Source organism: uncultured Roseovarius sp. (assembly GCF_913057115.1).
In the GTDB taxonomy this organism is placed as follows: Bacteria; Pseudomonadota; Alphaproteobacteria; order Rhodobacterales; family Rhodobacteraceae; genus Roseovarius.
This window is the reverse complement of sequence record NZ_CAJXNN010000006.1, coordinates 40,323-59,059: the sequence shown is the minus strand read 5'-3', so window position 1 is coordinate 59,059 and position 18,737 is coordinate 40,323. Positions and strand designations below refer to the sequence as shown.

The following is an 18,737-nucleotide window of genomic DNA, read 5'->3' as shown; positions in this document are numbered from 1 at the left end:
ATGCGGTTCTGGTTGGCTTTCCCCTTTAAATTCGGCTAGTTTCATCCTCAATAAGGTCGGAAAACACGGCCAGAGGCGGAAAAAGAGCAGGCTTATGGAAGCAGAAACCCTTGCGATGGCGCAGGAGATGGAATTCTCCATGTGGGCGCTATTCGCGCGTGCAACCCTGATCGTAAAATTGGTTATGGTGATGCTTGTGATCGCGTCGTTCTGGGCGTGGGCGATCATCATTCAAAAGCTCATCAACTATAGAAAGGCCCGGGCCGAGGCCGAGGTGTTTGACCGGCGCTTCTGGTCGGGTGAGCCTTTGGACGAGTTGTTCGAGGAGATCGGGGCGGACCCGGCTGGCCAGTCCGAGCGGGTCTTTGCCGCTGGCATGATGGAATGGCGGCGGTCGCATCGCAACGATGGCGGGCTGATTGCCGGGGCCACGGCGCGGATTGACCGGAGCATGGATGTGGCGATTGCCAAGGAGGCCGAGGATTTGCAAAGCGGGCTGTCGGTTCTGGCGACTGTCGGCTCGACCGCGCCTTTCGTTGGGCTGTTCGGGACGGTCTGGGGCATCATGAATGCCTTTATCGAGATCGCCGAGCAGCAGAACACCAATCTCGCAGTGGTCGCACCGGGGATTGCCGAGGCGCTTTTGGCCACGGGCCTTGGCCTGTTGGCGGCTATTCCGGCGGTTATTTTCTACAACAAGCTGAGTGCGGACAGCGATCGGATCGTGGCCAGTTACGAGGCCTTCGCCGATGAGTTCGCGACCATTCTTAGCCGTCAGTTGGACAGCTGAGCCATGGGCGCGGGTGTCGTTCAGAAATCCGACGGTGGCAGCGGGCGCAGGCGGCGTGGACGCGGGCGGTCGCGCCCCATGGCCGAGATCAACGTCACGCCTTTTGTCGACGTGATGCTGGTGCTGCTGATCATCTTCATGGTGGCAGCACCTTTGATGACCGTGGGCGTGCCGGTGGAACTGCCCGAAACTGCGGCCAATGCCCTGCCGGGTGAGGAAGAAGAGCCGCTGACCGTGACGGTGACGGCGGACGGCGTGGTGATGATCCAGACCAGCGAAGTGGCGCGTGAGGAATTAGTTGCCAAGCTACGGGCGATTGCGACCGAGCGCGACAGCACGCGGGTTTTCCTGCGGGCGGATGGGGCCGTGCCCTATGCGGATGTGATGCAGGTGATGGGCGCGCTCAATCGTGGTGGTTTTGGCAATATCGGGCTTGTCACCGATACCGGTGGCCCGCGTCTTGATGAGCAGGACGGCTAGGGGATTCTGGTGAACACCGGACAGGTCATATCCGGGGCGGGCCATCTGGGCCTGATCGCTTTTGCCTTGTTCGGCGGTGCGTTCCAATCCGAGCCGCTGCCGTTTGAGGTGACCGAGGTGACGGCGATTTCCGCCGAGGAGTTCGCGGCCTTGACCCAAGGGGAGAGTATCCCCGAGGCGGTGGCCAATGTGGACACGCCCGAGCCGCCGCAGGAGGGCGAGGCCCCGGCGTTGACCAGTGAGGCTGATACCCCGCCTGAACGCAGTGAGCCGGAGGTGGCCGAAACCCCGCCGCCCGATGAGGTGCCTGAGCCAGTGGAGCCTGCGCCGGTGCCGCAGGCCGATGTGAGCGATGAACCCCCCGTGATGCAGCCGCCGCAGGAAGATACCGCGCTGTTGGTGCCGGAAGAATCGCCGCGTCCGCAACAGCGCCCGGCGCCGCGTGTCGCGCCTGAACCCGTGGCGGAGCCCGAGCCGGATGTTCAGGTGGATGACGTGGAGCGTCAGGAGGTGAGCCCGAGCGAGGAGCCTGCCGAGGTGGTCGAGGAGGAAAGCGAGGCCACCGCCCCGGAGGAAGCCACGACCGAGATCGTGACCGAGGCGGAAGAAAACGATGTGGCGAATGCCGCCCCGGCGCAGTCGATCCGGCCACGCACCCGTCCGACGCGGCCTGAGCCGACGGAAACAGCCGAGCCAGCGGCCCCCGAGACCGACAATAGCGCGGTCAACGATGCGCTGGCCGAAGCGCTGGGCCAAAGCGGCACGAGCAGCAATGAGGCCCCGCAAGGCCCGCCGCTGACGGCAGGCGAAAAGGATGCTTTACGGGTGGCGGTGCAGAATTGCTGGAACGTGGGGTCGTTGAGTTCCGAGGCCTTGCGCACCACGGTGGTGGTGGCGGTCGAGATGGCCGAAAACGGCAAGCCGGTGACCAGTTCGATCAAGATGCTGAGTTCATCGGGGGGCAATGGGGCGGCGGCGAAACAGGCCTTCGAGGCCGCGCGCCGGGCGATTATTCGCTGTGGATCGGGCGGTTTCGACTTGCCGGTCGAAAAATATGACCATTGGCGCGACATTGAAATGACATTCAATCCGGAGAGAATGAGGATCAAATGATGCGGTATGTACTGAGCCTCTTGTTGGCGTGCTTTATGTGGGCTGTCCCGGTGGCCGCCCAAGACGGGCCGTTGCGGATTGAAATCACCGAGGGCGTTATCGAGCCGATGCCCTTCGCAGCACCTGATTTTGTATCGGACAATGCGGCGGGGGCCGAATTGGGCCGTCAGATCGCCAATGTCATCGCCGCGGATTTGGCCGGCACCGGATTGTTCCGAGAGATTCAGCCTGAGGCCTTCATCAGCAAGATCACCAGTTTTTCCAGCCCCGTGCAGTTTGCCGATTGGAAGGCGATCAATGCGCAGGCTTTGATCACCGGTGCCGTGAGTGTCGACGATGGCGGCAAAGTGATTGTGCGCTTCCGCCTGTTCGATGTGTTTGCCGGTCAGGAGCTGGGCGACGGGTTGCAATTGGTGGGGACGCAGGCGGGGTGGCGCAGGATTGCGCACAAGGTCGCCGATCAGGTCTATAGCCGGATTACAGGGGAAGCGCCCTATTTCGACAGCCGTGTGGTGTTTGTTGCGGAAACCGGCCCGAAGGATGCGAGGCAAAAAAGGCTCGCGATCATGGATTACGATGGCGCCAATGTGAAATACCTGACCGATAGTTCGTCGATCGTCTTGGCGCCACGGTTTTCGCCCAATGGCGACCGGGTGCTTTACACCAGCTATGAAAGCGGGTTCCCACGGATTTACCTGTTGGATGTTGGCAGCGTGCAACGGCGCGTTCTGGAAAGTCAGGATGGCACCATGAGTTTCGCGCCGCGGTTTGGCCCGGATGGGCAGACGGTGGTCTATTCGCTGACACGCGGTGGCAATACAGACCTCTACCGAATGGATTTGAACACCGGGGCCAACACACGCCTGACCAGCGCACCGTCGATTGAAACCGCACCGAGCTTCAGCCCGGACGGCAGCCAGATCGTTTTCGAGTCGGACCGGTCGGGCGTGCCGCAGATTTACGTCATGCCCGCCGGTGGCGGCGAGGCGCGGCGGATCAGTTTCGGGCAGGGGCGTTATGGCACACCCGTCTGGTCGCCGCGTGGTGACCTGATTGCCTTTACCAAGCAATCCAAGGGGCGGTTTCATATTGGTGTGATGCGTACCGACGGCAGCGAGGAGCGGCTTTTGACCGCTTCGTTCCTTGATGAGGGGCCGACATGGGCGCCCAATGGCCGGGTGATCATGTTCACCCGCGAAACCCAAGGGGCGCAGGGCCGGGCGAGCCTTTACACGGTGGATATCACCGGGCGCAACCCGCGTCAGGTGCCCACGAGCACCGGCGCGAGTGACCCGGCGTGGTCGCCTTTGCAGGATTGAGTATGGATTTCCGCGCGTTTCCATGGCGCGCGGCCTGTGGTAGAAGAAAACTGAGCACAACGACAGATAAGCGAGTGGGGCGAAACACCATGAAACATATGAGCAAAGTTGCACTTCTCTGCGCCGGGCTGGCCTTGGCGGCCTGTACCAATGCGGACCGGTTCGACGATACCAATACCGTTGATCTGAATGGCGCGGGCGCAGGCGGGTTTGCGCCAGGCAGCGCGCAAGATCCCAATTCGCCGCTGTATTTCCAGCAGGCGATCGGGGACCGGGTCTTGTTCGCGGTGGACCAGTCCACGCTGAGCCCGGCGGCGATGGGCACGCTGGATGGACAGGCGCAGTGGCTGATGAGTAATGCGGATTACACGGCCATCATCGAAGGCCATGCCGACGAGCAGGGCACGCGCGAGTATAACCTTGCGCTGGGTGCGCGGCGCGCAAATTCGGTTCAGGAATACCTTGTCAGCAAGGGCGTCGCGCCCTCGCGTCTGAAGGTTGTGAGCTATGGCAAGGAACGCCCGATCGAGATTTGCAGCAGCGAGGCATGCTATGCCAAGAACCGCCGGGCGGTTACCGTGATTTCGGTGGTTCCGACAAGCTGATGATGACGTGATTGGAGGGGCGGCCATGCAACGGTTCGTTCGTATTATCGGGTTTTGTGTACTGGTCGTCCTGCCAGGGTTCGTCGCGGCGCAGGACCGTACCGAAACGCTTGCCGATATCCGGCAGGAATTGTCGGTGCTTTACGTGGAGATTCAGAAGCTGAAGCGCGAGCTGAATACCACTGGCGGCGCCGGTCAGTTGTCGTCGGGCGGCAGCCTTTTGGACCGGGTGAACGCCATCGAGGGCGAGTTGCAGCGGCTGACCTCGAAAACCGAGGAGTTGGAGTTCCGCGTCGAACGTGTGGCCGAGGATGGGGCCAACCGGATCGGCGACCTGGAGTTCCGGCTGTGCGAGTTGGAAGAGGATTGCGATATCGGCAGCTTGGGTGAAAGCACCACGCTGGGCGGGGTCGACACGACCACCGGCGATAACGGCGCGGCCACGTTGCCCGATGCAGACAGCGGTGGGGATGACCAGCCGCAGATGGCTGTGGCCGAGCAATCGGATTTCGATGCCGCCAAGGCGGCAATGGAGGCCGGCAATTACGAGACGGCGGCCGAGAAATTCGCCGCCTTCCGGCAGACCTATCCCGGTGGGCCTTTGACGGGCCAAGCGGGGCTTTTGCAGGGTGAGTCCCTCGAAGGGGCAGGGCAATTGACGCAAGCCGCGCGCGTCTATCTGGATTTGTTCAGTGACGACCCGAATGGCCCGGTGGCCGCAGATGCGCTGTTTCGCTTGGGGCGGTCGCTTGGCCGGTTGGGCAAGACCGAGGAGGCTTGTGTGACGCTGGCCGAGGTCGAGACCCGCTTTCCGCAAGCCGACGCTGTCCTTGAGGCGCAGTCTTCCATGCGCAACCTGGGATGTCAGTAACGCGCGACCTTTCGTTGATCCACGACCGAATTACGGGGTTTTTCCTGCCGACTCCGCCCAAGGTATTGGGTGTGGCGGTGTCGGGCGGGAGCGACTCGCTTGGGCTTTTGGTTGTCTTGGCGCAATGGCAGGCCGAGGGCGGCCCGGCGCTACGGGTGGTGACGGTTGACCACGGCTTGCGCGCCGAAGCGGCGGATGAGGCGCGGGCGGTGGCGCGCATCTGTGCGGACTTGGGCATTCCACATGATATCCTGACATGGGGCGGCTGGACAGGCGCGGGCAATTTACAACAGGCCGCTCGCTCGGCGCGATATGATCTGATGGCCGAGTGGGCCAATGGGCATGGGATCGAGCAAGTGGCCGTTGCCCATACCGCCGACGATCAGGCGGAAACCTTCCTGATGCGATTGGCGCGGGAATCAGGGCTGGACGGTCTTTCGGCGATGACACCGCGCAAACGACACGCGGGTACGGTGTTTTGTCGCCCCGCGCTGGGCGTGCGACGCGAGGAGCTGCGGGACATTTTGCGATGTCGTGGGTTGGAATGGGTTGACGATCCAAGCAATTCTGACCCGGAGTTCGACCGAGTGAAGGCCCGCGACGCGCTGAAGGTGCTTGAGCCACTAGGGATCAGTGTTGCGGGTTTGTCGCGGACCGCGGTGCATTTGGCCGAAGCGCGCGATACGCTGAATTGGTATGCTTTCATCGCGGCGCGAGATATGGCCGATGTGGAAGCCGGAGATATGGTATTGGACCGGTCGAAGTTTCGCGTTCAGCCCGACGAGATTTGTCGCAGGGTGCTTTTGGAGGCCTTGAAGTGGGTCAGCGGGGCGGCCTATGGGCCGCGTGGCAAGGCATTGGAATTAATGATGGAATCCCTTCGGGGGGGGACCGACATGACGCTGCATGGTTGCCATGTGTCGGTCGATGCAGAAACCATTCGGATAACGCGCGAGTACAAGGCCGTTGCGCAGCTTGTCACCAGGGCCAAAGATGTCTGGGATGGCCGCTGGCGGCTGAATGGGCCATGGCCCGAGGGGGTGCGGATCGCGGCCCTTGGCGAAGAGGGTGTTGCACAATGCCCGGACTGGCGCGCGACCGGATTGCCCTTGCGCAGTTTATCGGCAACGCCCGCTGTTTGGCGCGATGCGGAATTGGTCGCGGCGCCGCTTGCGGGGCTGGCAAATGGATGGAGAGCCATCAACCTGCGCCCTGACGATGATTTCTTCGCCGCGTTTTTATCGCATTGAAGATGTCGGTGTGATCTCTATTTAAGATGGGTGCGGGCTGTGATAGGTCCTCGCCATTCGAACTTTGAGGAGAGTTTCCTTGGGCAACGCAAGAACCATCGCTTTCTGGCTGATGCTATTTCTGGTCATTCTGACGCTGTTCAACCTGTTCAGCGGATCGGGCAATACCCTTCAGAGCAAGTCAATTCCTTACTCTGAATTCGTCACCGCCGTTGAAGACGGCTCTGTCAGCAAGGTTACTCTTGACGGGGAAAACGTGAGGTTCCGCGGCGCGGACGGGCAGGATTACACCACCGTCAAGCCCGAGGACGCCGAGATCACGAAAACCCTGATCGAACAAGGCATCCCCGTGGATGCTGAGCCGCAGCAGCAGTCGGGCTTCCAGACCTTCCTGATTTCGCTTTTGCCGTTCCTGCTTTTGATCGGTGTGTGGATTTATTTCATGAACCGCATGCAGGGTGGTGGCAAAGGTGGCGCGATGGGCTTTGGCAAGTCCAAGGCCAAGATGCTGACCGAGAAACACGGCCGCGTAACCTTTGACGACGTCGCAGGCATCGACGAGGCCAAGGAAGAACTGGAAGAGATCGTCGAATTCCTGCGCAATCCGCAGAAATTCAGCCGACTGGGCGGCAAGATTCCGAAAGGTGCGTTGCTTGTTGGCCCGCCGGGGACTGGTAAGACCCTTCTGGCGCGGGCGATTGCCGGTGAAGCGGGTGTGCCGTTCTTCACCATTTCCGGTTCCGACTTCGTGGAAATGTTCGTGGGTGTCGGTGCGAGCCGTGTGCGCGACATGTTCGAGCAGGCCAAGAAAAATGCGCCTTGTATCGTTTTCATCGACGAGATCGACGCCGTGGGCCGCCATCGTGGCGCGGGCTATGGCGGTGGCAATGATGAGCGTGAACAAACGCTCAACCAGTTGCTGGTTGAGATGGACGGGTTCGAGTCCAATGAAGGCGTGATCATCATCGCGGCCACCAACCGCAAGGACGTGTTGGACCCGGCGCTATTGCGCCCCGGACGTTTCGACCGTCAGGTCACCGTGCCGAACCCGGATATCAAGGGCCGCGAAAAAATCTTGGGCGTACATGCCCGCAAGACGCCTTTGGGCCCTGACGTGGACCTGCGCATTATCGCGCGTGGGACGCCCGGGTTCTCGGGGGCCGATTTGGCCAACCTTGTGAACGAGGCAGCGCTGATGGCGGCGCGCGTCGGACGGCGGTTCGTGACCATGGAAGATTTCGAAAACGCCAAGGACAAGGTGATGATGGGGGCCGAGCGCCGCAGCATGGTCTTGACCGACGACCAGAAGGAAAAGACTGCTTATCACGAAGCGGGCCATGCCATTGTTGGCTTGGAGCTGCCGCAGTGTGACCCGGTTTACAAGGCGACGATCATTCCGCGTGGTGGAGCGCTGGGCATGGTGGTCAGCCTGCCCGAGATCGACCGCCTGAATTGGCACAAGGCCGAATGTGAACAGAAACTCGCCATGACCATGGCGGGTAAGGCCGCCGAGATCATCAAGTACGGTGAAGATAACGTCAGCAATGGCCCGGCTGGTGACATTCAGCAGGCCAGTGGCCTGGCGCGGGCGATGGTGCTGCGCTGGGGCATGTCGGATCGTGTGGGTAACGTCGATTACGAACAGGCCCACGAAGGATACATGGGCAATGGCGCCGGGGGCTTCTCGATCTCGGCCCATACCAAGGAGCTGATCGAGGAAGAGGTCAAGCGCCTGATTGACGAGGCTTATGAACGCGCCTTCAGTATCCTGACCGAGCGCAAGGAGGAATGGGAGCGTCTGGCGCAGGGCCTGTTGGAATACGAGACCCTGACCGGTGAAGAAATTCAGCGCGTGATCAAGGGCGAACCGCCAGAAGCCGGGGATGACGATGATGGATCGTCCGAAAAGGATGAAAAGCCATCCTTTACGGCCATTCCGAAAACCAAGCCCAAATCCTCGCCCGGTTTGGGAGATGGCGGGCCCGAGCCCGAGCCGTCGGCCTGACGCGCATGAGCGGCCAAGTGAAGACCGCCGATTGGAATCCCCGGGCCTATGCAAGGTTCGGGGATTTGCGCCTGCGCCCCGGTTTGGACCTGCTGAATGCCGTGGGGCAGATGGGGGCCGGGGATGTTGTTGATCTGGGCTGTGGCAATGGCGCGCTTGGGTCGGCCTTGAAGGCCCGGGCAGGTGTCCGTGATCTGGTTGGGGTCGATGCCTCGCCTGCGATGCTGGAAAAGGCGCGCGGGGTGGCTGAATACGACAGCCTGCAACAGGCCGACATTCGTGAATGGCACCCGCGCCGTGCACCGGGGTTGATGATTTCCAACGCAGCGCTGCATTGGGTGGGCGAGCATGAAAAGCTGATGCCACGTTTGGCCGGGATGCTGGGCAAGGGCGGTACGCTTGCCGTGCAGATGCCGCATCAGAACAAGGCCCCATCGCATCGCGTGTGGTTGAGCCTTGCCGAGGAGTTGTTCCCCGGTCGGGTGGAAAAGATGGGCACGCCGGGGGTTATGGCCCCGGTGAAATACGATGAACTTCTGTCGCCGCTTGGGAAGTTTCGCCTGTGGGAGACTGAGTATTTCCAACGCCTGATGGCCGAAAAGGGTAGCCACCCGGTGCGGCGCTTTACCGAAAGCACCTATGCGCGACCTATCCTTGAGGCCTTGGAGCCAGACGAAAAGGCTGAGATCATCCGCCGCTATGAGGACGTGATGCATACCGCCTATCCGGTGCGCGGTGATGGGTCGGTCCTGTTCCCGTTTCGGCGGATGTTCTTTACCTTGACCGTCTGAGCGCGCTGATACATCCGATCACATTTTGTCAATTGACCCTTTGCCGGCCTCCGGCGACGGTGTCGCCGATTTCGAGCAGGACAGGGGCGACAAATGCCGGCACTTATTCCCACGGATTTCACCGCGAGGATCACTTGGCTGGGCCGGGTTGATGACCGGGCAACCAGCCTGCGGGCCAACCCTTTGCAAGAGGTCATGGCCAGCTATGCCGGGGTCGCTGGGGAAGAGCATGCAGGCCTGACGCGCCCCTCGTGCAGCCGGGTCGTGGCGCAGTACCCAAAAGGCACGGAAATCCGCAATGTGCGGCAGTTCTCGGTGCTGTCAGCGGAAGATCTGGCTGCGATTGCGCGGGAGATGGGGGTTGAACGGGTGGAGCCTGCTTGGGTCGGGGCCTCAATGGTGTTGGAAGGGATCCCGGATTTCACCCATGTGCCGCCCTCGTCGCGGTTGCAGACCGAAGCTGGCACGACATTGGTTGTGGATATGGAAAACCGTCCCTGCCATTTGCCCGCGAAGGTGATCGACGAGGACGCACCTGGCTTTGGCAAGGCGTTCAAGGCCGCCGCGCAGGGGCGGCGCGGTGTGACGGCCTGGGTCGAGTGCGAGGGGGTTTTGCGGGTGGGCGATGTCATGCGTCTGCATATCCCGGATCAGCCGGTTTGGCCGCATCTGGAGGCGGCGCGCGGGCGTTGAGGCAGGCAGGCCCGCGCGACGTCGCCCGAATTCCGGAAACAAGGCCTGACATCCCTCTCGGCGTTTCCGAAACGAAACGCCGCTGCGGCATGCCGCCGCAACAGAAACGGGATATGTCGGATTCGCAATCTGCTTGACGTCGCGGAGGGTCTATAGGCGGGGTAGTGAAAACCGCCGGGCGGCCAGCAGAGGAATGACCATGAGCTACAAGTCCGATATCGAAATTGCGCGCGAAGCAAACAAGAAACCGATTCAGGAAATCGGTGACAAGCTGGGCATTCCCGGCGAACATCTGCTGCCCTATGGCCATGACAAGGCCAAGGTGAGCCAGGATTACATCAACTCGGTTCAGGGCAACGAGAACGGCAAGCTGATCCTTGTCACCGCGATCAACCCGACCCCGGCGGGTGAAGGCAAGACCACCACCACCGTTGGTCTGGGCGATGGTCTGAACCGGATCGGCAAGAAGGCGATGATCTGTATTCGCGAAGCCTCGCTTGGGCCGAACTTTGGCATGAAGGGTGGCGCCGCCGGTGGCGGTTACGCGCAGGTTGTGCCGATGGAGGACATGAACCTTCACTTCACCGGCGACTTCCACGCCATCACCAGTGCGCACAGCCTTCTGTCGGCCATGATCGACAACCACATCTACTGGGGCAATGAGCAGGAAATCGACACCCGCCGCGTCGTGTGGCGTCGTGTGGTGGATATGAACGACCGGTCGTTGCGTCAGATCACCTCGTCGTTGGGCGGTGTCTCGAACGGGTTTGCGCGCGAGGACGGCTTTGACATCACCGTGGCCTCGGAGGTCATGGCGATCCTGTGTCTGGCGAGCGACCTCAAGGACCTCGAAGAGCGGCTGGGCGCGATGATCGTAGCCTATCGCCGTGACAAGACCCCGGTCTACTGCCGCGACATCAAGGCCGAAGGCGCGATGACCGTTCTTCTGAAGGATGCCATGCAGCCGAACCTTGTGCAGACCTTGGAGAACAACCCGGCCTTCGTGCACGGCGGCCCGTTTGCCAACATCGCGCATGGCTGTAACTCGGTCATCGCCACCAAGACCGCGCTGAAGATCAGCGATTATGTGGTGACCGAAGCCGGTTTCGGGGCCGATCTGGGCGCCGAGAAGTTCATGAACATCAAGTGCCGCAAGGCAGGTCTTGCACCTGATTGCGTGGTTCTGGTGGCCACCGTGCGCGCGATGAAGATGAACGGCGGCGTGGCCAAGGATGACCTTGGTGAAGAAAACGTGGATGCGGTGAAGGAAGGCTGTGCCAACCTTGGCCGTCACATCGGCAACCTGAAATCCTTTGGGGTGCCGGTTGTCGTGGCGATCAACCACTTCGTCAAGGACACCGAGGCCGAAATCAAGGCGGTTCAGGAGTACGTCGAAAGCCAAGGCAGTGAGGCTATCGTCAGCCGCCACTGGGCCGATGGTGGTGCCGGTGCCGAGCAATTGGCGACCCGCGTGGCCGAAGTGGCGGAAAGCGGTCAGAGCCAGTTCTCGCCGATCTATCGTGATGACTTGCCGCTCTTCGAGAAAATCGAGCGCATCGCCAAGTCGATCTATCGCGCCGACGAGGTGCTGGCCGATCAGAAGATCCGCGATCAGCTGAAACTCTGGGAAGAGCAAGGCTATGGCGATCTGCCGGTTTGCATGGCGAAGACGCAGTACAGCTTCTCGACCGATCCGACCCTGCGCGGCGCGCCAACGGGCCACTCGGTTCCGGTGCGTGAAGTGCGCCTGAGTGCCGGGGCCGGATTTGTCGTGGTGGTCTGTGGTGAGATCATGACCATGCCCGGCCTGCCGCGCACGCCTGCGGCAGAGAAGATTTGCCTGAATGACGACGGGCAGATCGAAGGCCTGTTCTAAAGCATTGACGACAGCACGGGCCCGGCGCATAGCCGGGCCCGAATGCGTTTCCCTGAGTGGAAACAGATTTACCAGGAAAGATCGGGAACATGACGGCGCAGATCATTGACGGGAAGGCCTTTGCGGCCACGGTTCGGGAAAAGGTGGCGGGCCATGTGGCACGCTTGAAGGAAGAGCACGGGGTCACGCCCGGTTTGGCGGTTGTTCTGGTGGGCGAAGACCCGGCCAGCCAAGTTTATGTGCGCTCGAAAGGTAAGCAGACCGTCGAAGTGGGGATGAATTCCTACGAACACAAGCTGGAAGCGGATACCTCGGAAGAGGATCTGCTGGCGCTGATCGACAAGCTGAACAACGATCCGGCTGTGCATGGGATTCTGGTGCAATTGCCTTTGCCCGGGCATCTGAACGAGGATCTGGTTATCAACTCGATTGACCCGGCCAAGGATGTGGACGGCTTCCATATTTCCAACGTGGGATTGCTTGGGACCGGTCAGAAAAGCATGGTGCCTTGCACACCCTTGGGGTGCCTGATGATGCTGCGCGACCACCACGGGAGCCTTTCCGGTTTGGATGCGGTCGTGATTGGCCGGTCGAACATCGTGGGCAAGCCCATGGCGCAGCTTCTGCTGGGCGATAGCTGCACCGTGACGATTGCCCATAGCCGGACCAAGGATATCGCCGATGTCGTGCGCCGTGCCGATATCGTTGTCGCTGCAGTTGGCCGGGCGGAGATGGTTCCCGGCGACTGGATCAAGCCCGGTGCGACGGTGATCGACGTCGGAATCAACCGGATCGACGCGCCGGAGAAGGGCGAAGGCAAGACCCGTTTGGTGGGCGATGTCGACTTTGAGAGCTGCGCCGAGGTGGCCGGGGCGATTACGCCGGTGCCGGGTGGTGTGGGTCCAATGACCATAGCCTGCCTGCTGGCAAATACCGTGACGGCCTGTTGCCGCGCCAATGGGCTGTCTGAGCCCGAGGGGCTGACGGCCTGAACGAAGGTGGATTGCAGATTTGAGCCCCGTGCCTTTGGCGCGGGGCTTTTTACTTGGGTGCGACGGGCATCATGGTGCCGGTCATCAGGGCGATATGGGTTTCGATGCCGTCTTGCAGCGCGTATACATCGGATTGCACGACAATCAGGCGGCGGCCCGGTTTGATGACCTTGCCGCGTGCGATCAGGCGCGCGCCTTTGCCGGGGGCCAGAAGGTTGATTTTCATCTCGGTGGTCAAAACCTCATGGTCGGCGGGTAGGGTCGAAAGCGCGGCGTAGCCTGCGGCACTGTCGCCGATGGAAAAGGTCAGACCCGCATGGGCGAAGCCATGCTGTTGGCGGCTTGTGTCGAGAATCGGCGCAGCGATCTCAACGCGTCCGGGTGTGACCGAGGTCAATTCGGCACCGAGTGTGCGCATCAGCGATTGGGCGGCAAAACTGTCTTGGATTTTGGTTTTTATGTCACGCGACATGGGGGTTTGATCCTTTTTTCGAGATGCCATTCCGCAAATTGTGATCCGGTCGGTATTCACCTGTGGGTCTGCAAGATATACAGTTTGAAACCAAAGTAATAGCTGGGGCTAGTAGTGTTGTTTCTAGGTCGGTTGCGTGAAGAATTGGTGGTGTCGCGTCCTGTATTAACGCACCCATTGACGCTGTTTATCTGGGGCTGCGCTTCGGTTGTAGCTATTCTTGCCGGCCCATTTGGGACGCATGCATTGATGGCATGGCCTGTACGGTCCTTGTATTGGCTTTCGATCACGACGGGCGCAGTGCTTGTTGGGTTTCTTGTACGCTCCGTGGTGGTGGCGTGGCTTGGCAACGGGAAACCTCTGATTTTCGATGCCGCCGCGACGCTCTTGATGACCTTCATCTTTGCGCCAATGGTTTGGGGTTTGCGTCGTACCGTCGATATCATGTCGGGCGTCCCGCCAGTTCAGCTTCTTGATGTTGCGATCAACACCTTCTTGATTGCCGGGCTGTTTTTCGTGACACGGCGTCATACGGTGGCGACCGAAAATGGCACCTACCTAAGCCCGAGGCAGGAGGTGGCAGCGATGCCCCTACAGCAACCGAGGTTGCAACGTCGCTTGTCGGAGGAGACCACGGGCACGATCATTCGCCTGTCAAGTCGGGATCATCATGTGGATGTGGTGACGACCGAGGGTCAGGAAACCCTGCGGATGCGCTTGATTGATGCGATTGACGAGATGGAGCCAGTGGAGGGCTATTGTACGCACCGATCCCATTGGGTGACGCGTGAAGCGATTGTCGAGGTGGAGAGGGAAAAACCCGGCAAGATTTTTCTTGTGTTGGTCAATGGTGACCGGGTGCCGGTAAGTCGTAAGTACAAGCCTGATTTGGAGGCGGCGGGAATTCTCGACTAGCGCGGCATGGGCACGGCATGCGGCACCGGCCCGGTCAGGACGGCCAGAGCCTCGGGCCGCATCAGGGTGCTGAGCGCGGCATCGTGGCTTCGCAAGCCTCCCGTGTAGGTGCCATAGGCGGGCAGAATGACCTTGTCGCTGTCGATCAGGAAGGCGGGTCTGGTGATGGCGCGACCGCGTGGCCGAATAGTGACTTTCGGGTGATAATGGCCTGATATTTCGCCACTTTGGCCCGGTTGCGCGATATGTCGGAAGGTGATGGGCGGCAGCGGTAATTCGGCCAGGTGCGTCCCGCCCAGTTCAACAGGCCCCGGATCGTGGTTGCCTTCGATCCAGACCCAGCGACGGCCTGCCTGCATTGCCGCAATCCAGAGCTTTTCTTCCTCGGAAAGCGCCTGTGCCGCGGCGCTATCATCAAAACTGTCGCCAAGGCAGATCACCGTGGTGGCGCGGCTGGTTTTCAGGTCAACCTCAAGCCGGGCCAGAGTATCGCGGGTCTCGTAGGGGGGCAGGGGCGGCTCTCCCAGACGGGCGCGGCGTTCGGATTTGCCAAGGTGCAGGTCGGAGACGCACAGCAGCGATTGCGCGGGCCAGAACAGGGCGCCCGAGGCCAAAGCGATCAGGTCGGCGCCTGCGAGTGTGAAACTATGCCCGTTCATGGTGTTTGCTTGCCTTGGGGGCCAGGCGATTGCAAGCCTTGCTCGGTCAAGCCTGCGACCTCCATCAGGCGCGCGGTTTCTTCGGCGAGCAAGCGTTCCTGTGCAGCACCCTCGATGGGGGTGCGCCCGGCCTCGAGGAACAAGGGCGCGGCGAAGGGGGTGACACGATCAAGGCGTCGCAGGTCAATGCGCCCGTCGATGCGGGTGAGCATTTGTTCGATGCGTCCAAAGTCGATCAATCCGCGCATGGCCTCGTGCCGGGTGATGCGCAACAGAAGGTGATCAGGGTCGTATTTGGCTAGCGTTTCATAAAGGATGTCCGAAGAAAACGTTGCCTGACGCCCGGATTTGCGAGCTTGCGGGGTATTGCGCTGAATGAGCCCCGCGATGGTGGCCGAGGCCCGAAACGTGCGTTTCATCAAGGCGTTGCCTGCCAGCCATTGATCAAGCCCGTCGCGCAAGGCGTCGGGGTCGAAGAGCGGGCCGGGGTCGGTGAGTGGCTCCAGCCCCCAGATCAGGGTGGCGTAGTCGGTTGAGACAAAGCCAAGCGGGGCAAGGCCCAGTTCCTCCATCCGTTTGGTGAGGATGAGACCAAGGGTCTGTTGGGCGTTGCGGCCTGCAAAACCGTAAACGCAGGTGTGTTCGCGGCCTTCGTGCGGGAAGGACTCGATCAGCAAGCGGCGGTTTTTGGGAAGCTGTGACACGCTGTTTTGCAGGGCGATCCAGTCGCGGGTGTGGCTGGGCAACTCGGGCCAATCGCTTTGGTCGAGTAGGCGCAGGATACGCTGGCTTAGCTGTGTGGAGGTGGCGAACTTGGTGCCCATGAAGGTGGCGATCTTGGGCTGTCGGCCTTTGTCGCGGCTGACCTCGACCACCATTTCGCGCAGGGATTCAAAGCGTACGATCTGCCCGCCGATCAGGAAGGTATCGCCGGGTGTGAGAGAAGCGGCAAAGCCTTCTTCGATCTCGCCCAAGGGTTTGCCGCCGCGGCTGCGGCGCATGCGCACCTTTAGGGTATCGGTGTCCTGAATGGTGCCGATATTCATGCGAATGAGGCGTGCGCTGCGCGGGTCGCGCAGGTGCCAGAGACCATCGGCGTCTTGTTTGAGGCGCTGCCATTGATCATAGGCCCGCAGAGCATAGCCGCCGGTGGCGCAGAAGGTGAGGCAGTCGTCGAACTCTGCGCGGGATAGGGTGGCGTAGGGGCCGGCGGTGCGGACTTCGTTGAACAGGGTTTCGGCGTCGAATGGCCCGGCGCAGGCGGCGATCAGGATGTGTTGACAGAGCACATCAAGCGGGCCGGGACCGCGAGTTTCTCCATCCAGATCATGGGCTTGCACGGCCTCAAGCGCGGCTTGGCATTCGATTACCTCGAAGCGGTTGGCGGGCACCAGAAGCGCCTTTGAGGGGGCATTGTAGCGATGGTTGGCGCGGCCGATGCGTTGCACGAGGCGTTTGACGTTCTTTGGCGCGCCCACTTGGATCACCAGATCGACATCGCCCCAGTCGATACCGAGATCAAGCGAGCCGGTGCAGACGATGGCGCGCAGCTCGCCACGGGTCATGGCCGCTTCGACCCGCTCGCGCTGGCTGCGGTCAAGGGAGCCGTGGTGGATGCCGATGGGCAGGGCCTCATCATTGGCAAGCCACAGATTATGAAAGAAAATTTCCGCCTGCGCGCGAGTGTTATGGAAGATGAGCGTGGTCTTGTGGCGCTTGATCTCTTCCAGGACAGCCGGGATCGCATAACCCGCGCCACCCCCTGCCCAAGGTGGCGTCGCGTCGGATATGTCTAGCATGGAGATATCCGGATCAGGCTCCGGGTCGGCGGTGAGGATATGGCAGGGGTCAGGGTGGCGAGCCAGAAATTTCGCAATGGAATCAGGGTCTTCCACCGTGGCCGACAGGCCCACGCGGCGCAGGCCGGAACACATGGCCTGCAACCGGGACAGCGCCAGCATCAATTGGTCGCCGCGTTTGGAGTCGGCAAGGGCGTGGATTTCGTCAATCACCACCCGTTCGAGCCCCGCGAACATGCGCGGTGCATCCTCGTAAGACGTTAATAATGCGAGGCTTTCTGGCGTGGTGAGCAGAATGTCGGGCGGCGCCGCGCGCTGCCTTCGCTTGCGGCTGGCGGGGGTGTCGCCGGTGCGGTCTTCGACGCGGATGGGCAGATCCATTTCCGAGATTGGCGTCATCAGGTTACGCTTGATATCCGCGGCGAGCGCCTTGAGGGGCGAAATATATAGGGTATGTATCGCGTCGGTATCGCGTCGGTATTGCGACAGTTCCAGGAGGGTTGGCAAAAACCCCGCCAATGTCTTGCCGCCGCCGGTTGGCGCGATCAGCAACGTCGCAGGGTCTGCGGCGCGATCCAGCATATCGCGCTGATGCGGGTGGATGGACCACCCGCGTTCAGCAAACCAAGTTTGGAATTTTTCCGGTAGCGCGCTCATGCCCCAGAGGTAGGGGAATGCGCCTGCCCGGACCAGTGACTATTTCACGATCTTTTCGTCTTTGACGAACATGTTGGCCCATGCCCGGTCAATCAGTTCCGGTGTCATCTGATAGGGGATGCCCTCGAATTCGCAGATCGAGATCATCTGGTCGATCAGGAAGTTCGGCTGATAGTTGGCATAGATGTTCTGGATCGTGGGGTATTTCACCTTGAGGAGATGGACCAAGGCGGATTCGTCCAGAGGCACGCCTTTCTTCTTGGCGACCATGGCGAAGATCTTCAGGAAATCCTGTTGGTTCGGGCCGTCGATCTTGATCTTGAAGAATATCCGGCGCAGGGCGGCTTGGTCGAAGATTTCGTTGGGGTGGAAGTTGGTGGAGAAGACAACGAGGGTATCGAAGGGGACTTCGAATTTTTCGCCCGATTGCAGGGCGAGGATGTCCTTGCTTTCTTCCAGTGGAACGATCCAGCGGTTCACAAGGCTTTGCGGCGGTTCGGCTTGGCGGCCAAGGTCGTCGACAATGAAGATGCCGCCCGTGGATTTCAGTTGCAGCGGGGCCTGATAGGTGCGGGCCGTCGGGTTGTAGACCAGATCGAGCATATCAAGGCTGAGTTCGCCGCCGGTGATAACCGTGGGGCGTTCACACCGCACATACCGCGTGTCGAAGGTGCGCTTGCGGCGCAAGCTGTTGGGGTCGTCGACCTCGACTTCGGCCTTGGAGTGCACGATCGGGTCATAGACGGTGATGACCTGCCCCGAGTATTCAATCGCACGGGGGACATAGATCTTGTCGCCCATCGCGTCGCGGATCCCGTTGGAAATACTGGATTTACCGTTGCCGGGTGGGCCGTACATCAGGATGGACCGGCCGGAGGATACAGCCGGGCCAAGATTGCTGAGCAAATCCTCAGGCAAGACGAGATGCCCCATGGAGCCTGTCAGGTCTTCGCGGGTGATTTGGATATCGCGGATGGACTGGCGTTTGATTTGCTCGCGGTAGACGTCCAGCGGCACCGGCATGGCACCGAAGTATTCCGATTGGGCCAGCGCGTCGAGCGCGCGGGTTTTGCCCGCATCGGTCAGCTGATAGCCCATCTCACCGTCATTATTGGCGTTCAAGGTGCCGGTGGCCTGCAAGAGTGTTTGCTTGCGGGCCATATCGACGATTTCCTGTGTCACGGCACGCGGCAGGCAAATGGCATCGGCCAGTTCGCTGACTTGTTCGATGTTTTTGCGGAACATCGTTTTCAAAAGGATATCCCGCATCATCACGATGGGGAGGCGCATGTCTTCAAGGCTTGAGGGCGGCGGCGGCGGTTGAACGCCTTGGGAGACTTGCATATTCATGTATTTGCCCACTTTTCTGTCATTGGTCGCTGTCCGGGCGCACCGGTTCAGGACACAGCGTGCATGAAAACTTGGGAGAAATTATGGTGAACCGCAGGCC

Annotated in this window: 17 protein-coding genes; 13 read left to right on the top strand and 4 right to left on the bottom strand. The window is 60.9% G+C overall.

Going from position 1 to position 18,737, the window contains the following annotated elements; translation table 11 throughout:
* Window positions 1-94: 94 nt before the first annotated feature.
* The 12 genes from tolQ to folD all read left to right on the top strand — a co-directional run bounded on the left by tolQ (window position 95) and on the right by folD (window position 12,785).
* Complete coding sequence (tolQ, locus tag QZ498_RS04350) at window positions 95-790, top strand: protein TolQ (RefSeq protein ID WP_294620514.1); 696 nt, start codon at window positions 95-97, stop codon at window positions 788-790.
* Between the two features lie 3 nt (window positions 791-793).
* A complete protein-coding gene (gene tolR, locus QZ498_RS04345) occupies window positions 794-1,270 on the top strand; it encodes a protein TolR (RefSeq protein ID WP_294620513.1) in 477 nt (158 codons plus the stop codon).
* 9 nt (window positions 1,271-1,279) lie between these two features.
* Window positions 1,280-2,383: an energy transducer TonB gene (locus QZ498_RS04340; protein ID WP_294620512.1), complete on the top strand. Its 1,104-nt coding sequence runs from the start codon at window positions 1,280-1,282 to the stop codon at window positions 2,381-2,383.
* Entirely contained in the window at window positions 2,380-3,702 is a 1,323-nt protein-coding gene (gene tolB / locus QZ498_RS04335) for a Tol-Pal system beta propeller repeat protein TolB (RefSeq protein ID WP_294620511.1), read from the top strand. Before QZ498_RS04340 ends, tolB begins: the two co-directional genes overlap by 4 nt.
* 89 nt (window positions 3,703-3,791) lie before the next feature.
* Complete coding sequence (gene pal / locus QZ498_RS04330; RefSeq protein ID WP_294620510.1) at window positions 3,792-4,307, top strand: peptidoglycan-associated lipoprotein Pal; 516 nt, start codon at window positions 3,792-3,794, stop codon at window positions 4,305-4,307.
* A 25-nt stretch (window positions 4,308-4,332) separates the two neighbouring features.
* The gene (gene ybgF / locus QZ498_RS04325) at window positions 4,333-5,178 is read left to right on the top strand and encodes a tol-pal system protein YbgF (RefSeq protein WP_294620509.1); all 846 of its coding nucleotides are present in this window, start codon (window positions 4,333-4,335) and stop codon (window positions 5,176-5,178) included.
* Window positions 5,169-6,428, top strand: a complete 1,260-nt coding sequence (gene tilS / locus QZ498_RS04320; RefSeq protein ID WP_294620508.1) for a tRNA lysidine(34) synthetase TilS — start codon at window positions 5,169-5,171, stop codon at window positions 6,426-6,428. Before ybgF ends, tilS begins: the two co-directional genes overlap by 10 nt.
* 79 nt (window positions 6,429-6,507) lie before the next feature.
* Window positions 6,508-8,433, top strand: a complete 1,926-nt coding sequence (ftsH, locus tag QZ498_RS04315) for an ATP-dependent zinc metalloprotease FtsH (protein ID WP_294620507.1) — start codon at window positions 6,508-6,510, stop codon at window positions 8,431-8,433.
* Window positions 8,434-8,438: 5 nt separating this feature from the next.
* A complete protein-coding gene (locus tag QZ498_RS04310; protein WP_294620506.1) occupies window positions 8,439-9,224 on the top strand; it encodes a methyltransferase domain-containing protein in 786 nt (261 codons plus the stop codon).
* Window positions 9,225-9,317: 93 nt separating this feature from the next.
* Window positions 9,318-9,917 carry an MOSC domain-containing protein gene (locus QZ498_RS04305; protein ID WP_294620505.1) on the top strand — a complete coding sequence of 200 codons (600 nt, stop codon included), beginning with the start codon at window positions 9,318-9,320 and terminating at the stop codon, window positions 9,915-9,917.
* 199 nt (window positions 9,918-10,116) lie between these two features.
* Entirely contained in the window at window positions 10,117-11,793 is a 1,677-nt protein-coding gene (locus QZ498_RS04300; RefSeq protein WP_294620504.1) for a formate--tetrahydrofolate ligase, read from the top strand.
* A gap of 89 nt (window positions 11,794-11,882) precedes the next feature.
* Window positions 11,883-12,785: a bifunctional methylenetetrahydrofolate dehydrogenase/methenyltetrahydrofolate cyclohydrolase FolD gene (folD, locus tag QZ498_RS04295; protein WP_294620503.1), complete on the top strand. Its 903-nt coding sequence runs from the start codon at window positions 11,883-11,885 to the stop codon at window positions 12,783-12,785.
* 49 nt (window positions 12,786-12,834) lie between these two features.
* Here the strand turns inward: folD and QZ498_RS04290 are convergent, their stop codons facing one another.
* Window positions 12,835-13,257 carry a PaaI family thioesterase gene (locus QZ498_RS04290; protein ID WP_294620502.1) on the bottom strand — a complete coding sequence of 141 codons (423 nt, stop codon included), beginning with the start codon at window positions 13,255-13,257 and terminating at the stop codon, window positions 12,835-12,837.
* 249 nt (window positions 13,258-13,506) lie between these two features.
* Here QZ498_RS04290 and QZ498_RS04285 point away from each other — a divergent pair, with 249 nt between their 5' ends.
* A complete protein-coding gene (locus QZ498_RS04285; protein WP_294620501.1) occupies window positions 13,507-14,172 on the top strand; it encodes a LytTR family DNA-binding domain-containing protein in 666 nt (221 codons plus the stop codon).
* Here the strand turns inward: QZ498_RS04285 and pdeM are convergent.
* From pdeM to QZ498_RS04270, 3 genes are read right to left on the bottom strand one after another with little or no spacing between them, the layout of a single operon-like run.
* A complete protein-coding gene (pdeM, locus tag QZ498_RS04280; protein ID WP_294620500.1) occupies window positions 14,169-14,831 on the bottom strand; it encodes a ligase-associated DNA damage response endonuclease PdeM in 663 nt (220 codons plus the stop codon). The genes QZ498_RS04285 and pdeM overlap by 4 nt on opposite strands.
* On the bottom strand, window positions 14,828-17,287 hold the full coding sequence (locus tag QZ498_RS04275; RefSeq protein WP_294620499.1) for a ligase-associated DNA damage response DEXH box helicase: 2,460 nt from the start codon (window positions 17,285-17,287) through the stop codon (window positions 14,828-14,830). The genes pdeM and QZ498_RS04275 overlap by 4 nt, the downstream gene beginning before the upstream one ends.
* A gap of 39 nt (window positions 17,288-17,326) precedes the next feature.
* The gene (locus QZ498_RS04270) at window positions 17,327-18,637 is read right to left on the bottom strand and encodes an ATPase (RefSeq protein ID WP_294620498.1); all 1,311 of its coding nucleotides are present in this window, start codon (window positions 18,635-18,637) and stop codon (window positions 17,327-17,329) included.
* Window positions 18,638-18,737 lie beyond the last annotated feature (100 nt).

Excerpts from the sequence above, each read along its gene's own strand:
- pal (WP_294620510.1), top strand. The coding sequence starts at position 3,792 with ATGAAACATATGAGCAAAGTTGCACTTCTCTGCGCCGGGCTGGCCTTG.
- tolQ (WP_294620514.1), top strand. The coding sequence starts at position 95 with ATGGAAGCAGAAACCCTTGCGATGGCGCAGGAGATGGAATTCTCCATG.
- pdeM (WP_294620500.1), bottom strand. The coding sequence starts at position 14,831 with ATGAACGGGCATAGTTTCACACTCGCAGGCGCCGACCTGATCGCTTTG.
- tilS (WP_294620508.1), top strand. The coding sequence starts at position 5,169 with ATGTCAGTAACGCGCGACCTTTCGTTGATCCACGACCGAATTACGGGG.
- QZ498_RS04290 (WP_294620502.1), bottom strand. The coding sequence starts at position 13,257 with ATGTCGCGTGACATAAAAACCAAAATCCAAGACAGTTTTGCCGCCCAA.
- tolR (WP_294620513.1), top strand. The coding sequence starts at position 794 with ATGGGCGCGGGTGTCGTTCAGAAATCCGACGGTGGCAGCGGGCGCAGG.
- tolB (WP_294620511.1), top strand. The coding sequence starts at position 2,380 with ATGATGCGGTATGTACTGAGCCTCTTGTTGGCGTGCTTTATGTGGGCT.
- QZ498_RS04270 (WP_294620498.1), bottom strand. The coding sequence starts at position 18,637 with ATGAATATGCAAGTCTCCCAAGGCGTTCAACCGCCGCCGCCGCCCTCA.
- QZ498_RS04310 (WP_294620506.1), top strand. The coding sequence starts at position 8,439 with ATGAGCGGCCAAGTGAAGACCGCCGATTGGAATCCCCGGGCCTATGCA.
- QZ498_RS04275 (WP_294620499.1), bottom strand. The coding sequence starts at position 17,287 with ATGAGCGCGCTACCGGAAAAATTCCAAACTTGGTTTGCTGAACGCGGG.
- folD (WP_294620503.1), top strand. The coding sequence starts at position 11,883 with ATGACGGCGCAGATCATTGACGGGAAGGCCTTTGCGGCCACGGTTCGG.
- QZ498_RS04305 (WP_294620505.1), top strand. The coding sequence starts at position 9,318 with ATGCCGGCACTTATTCCCACGGATTTCACCGCGAGGATCACTTGGCTG.
- QZ498_RS04300 (WP_294620504.1), top strand. The coding sequence starts at position 10,117 with ATGAGCTACAAGTCCGATATCGAAATTGCGCGCGAAGCAAACAAGAAA.
- QZ498_RS04285 (WP_294620501.1), top strand. The coding sequence starts at position 13,507 with ATGGCATGGCCTGTACGGTCCTTGTATTGGCTTTCGATCACGACGGGC.
- ybgF (WP_294620509.1), top strand. The coding sequence starts at position 4,333 with ATGCAACGGTTCGTTCGTATTATCGGGTTTTGTGTACTGGTCGTCCTG.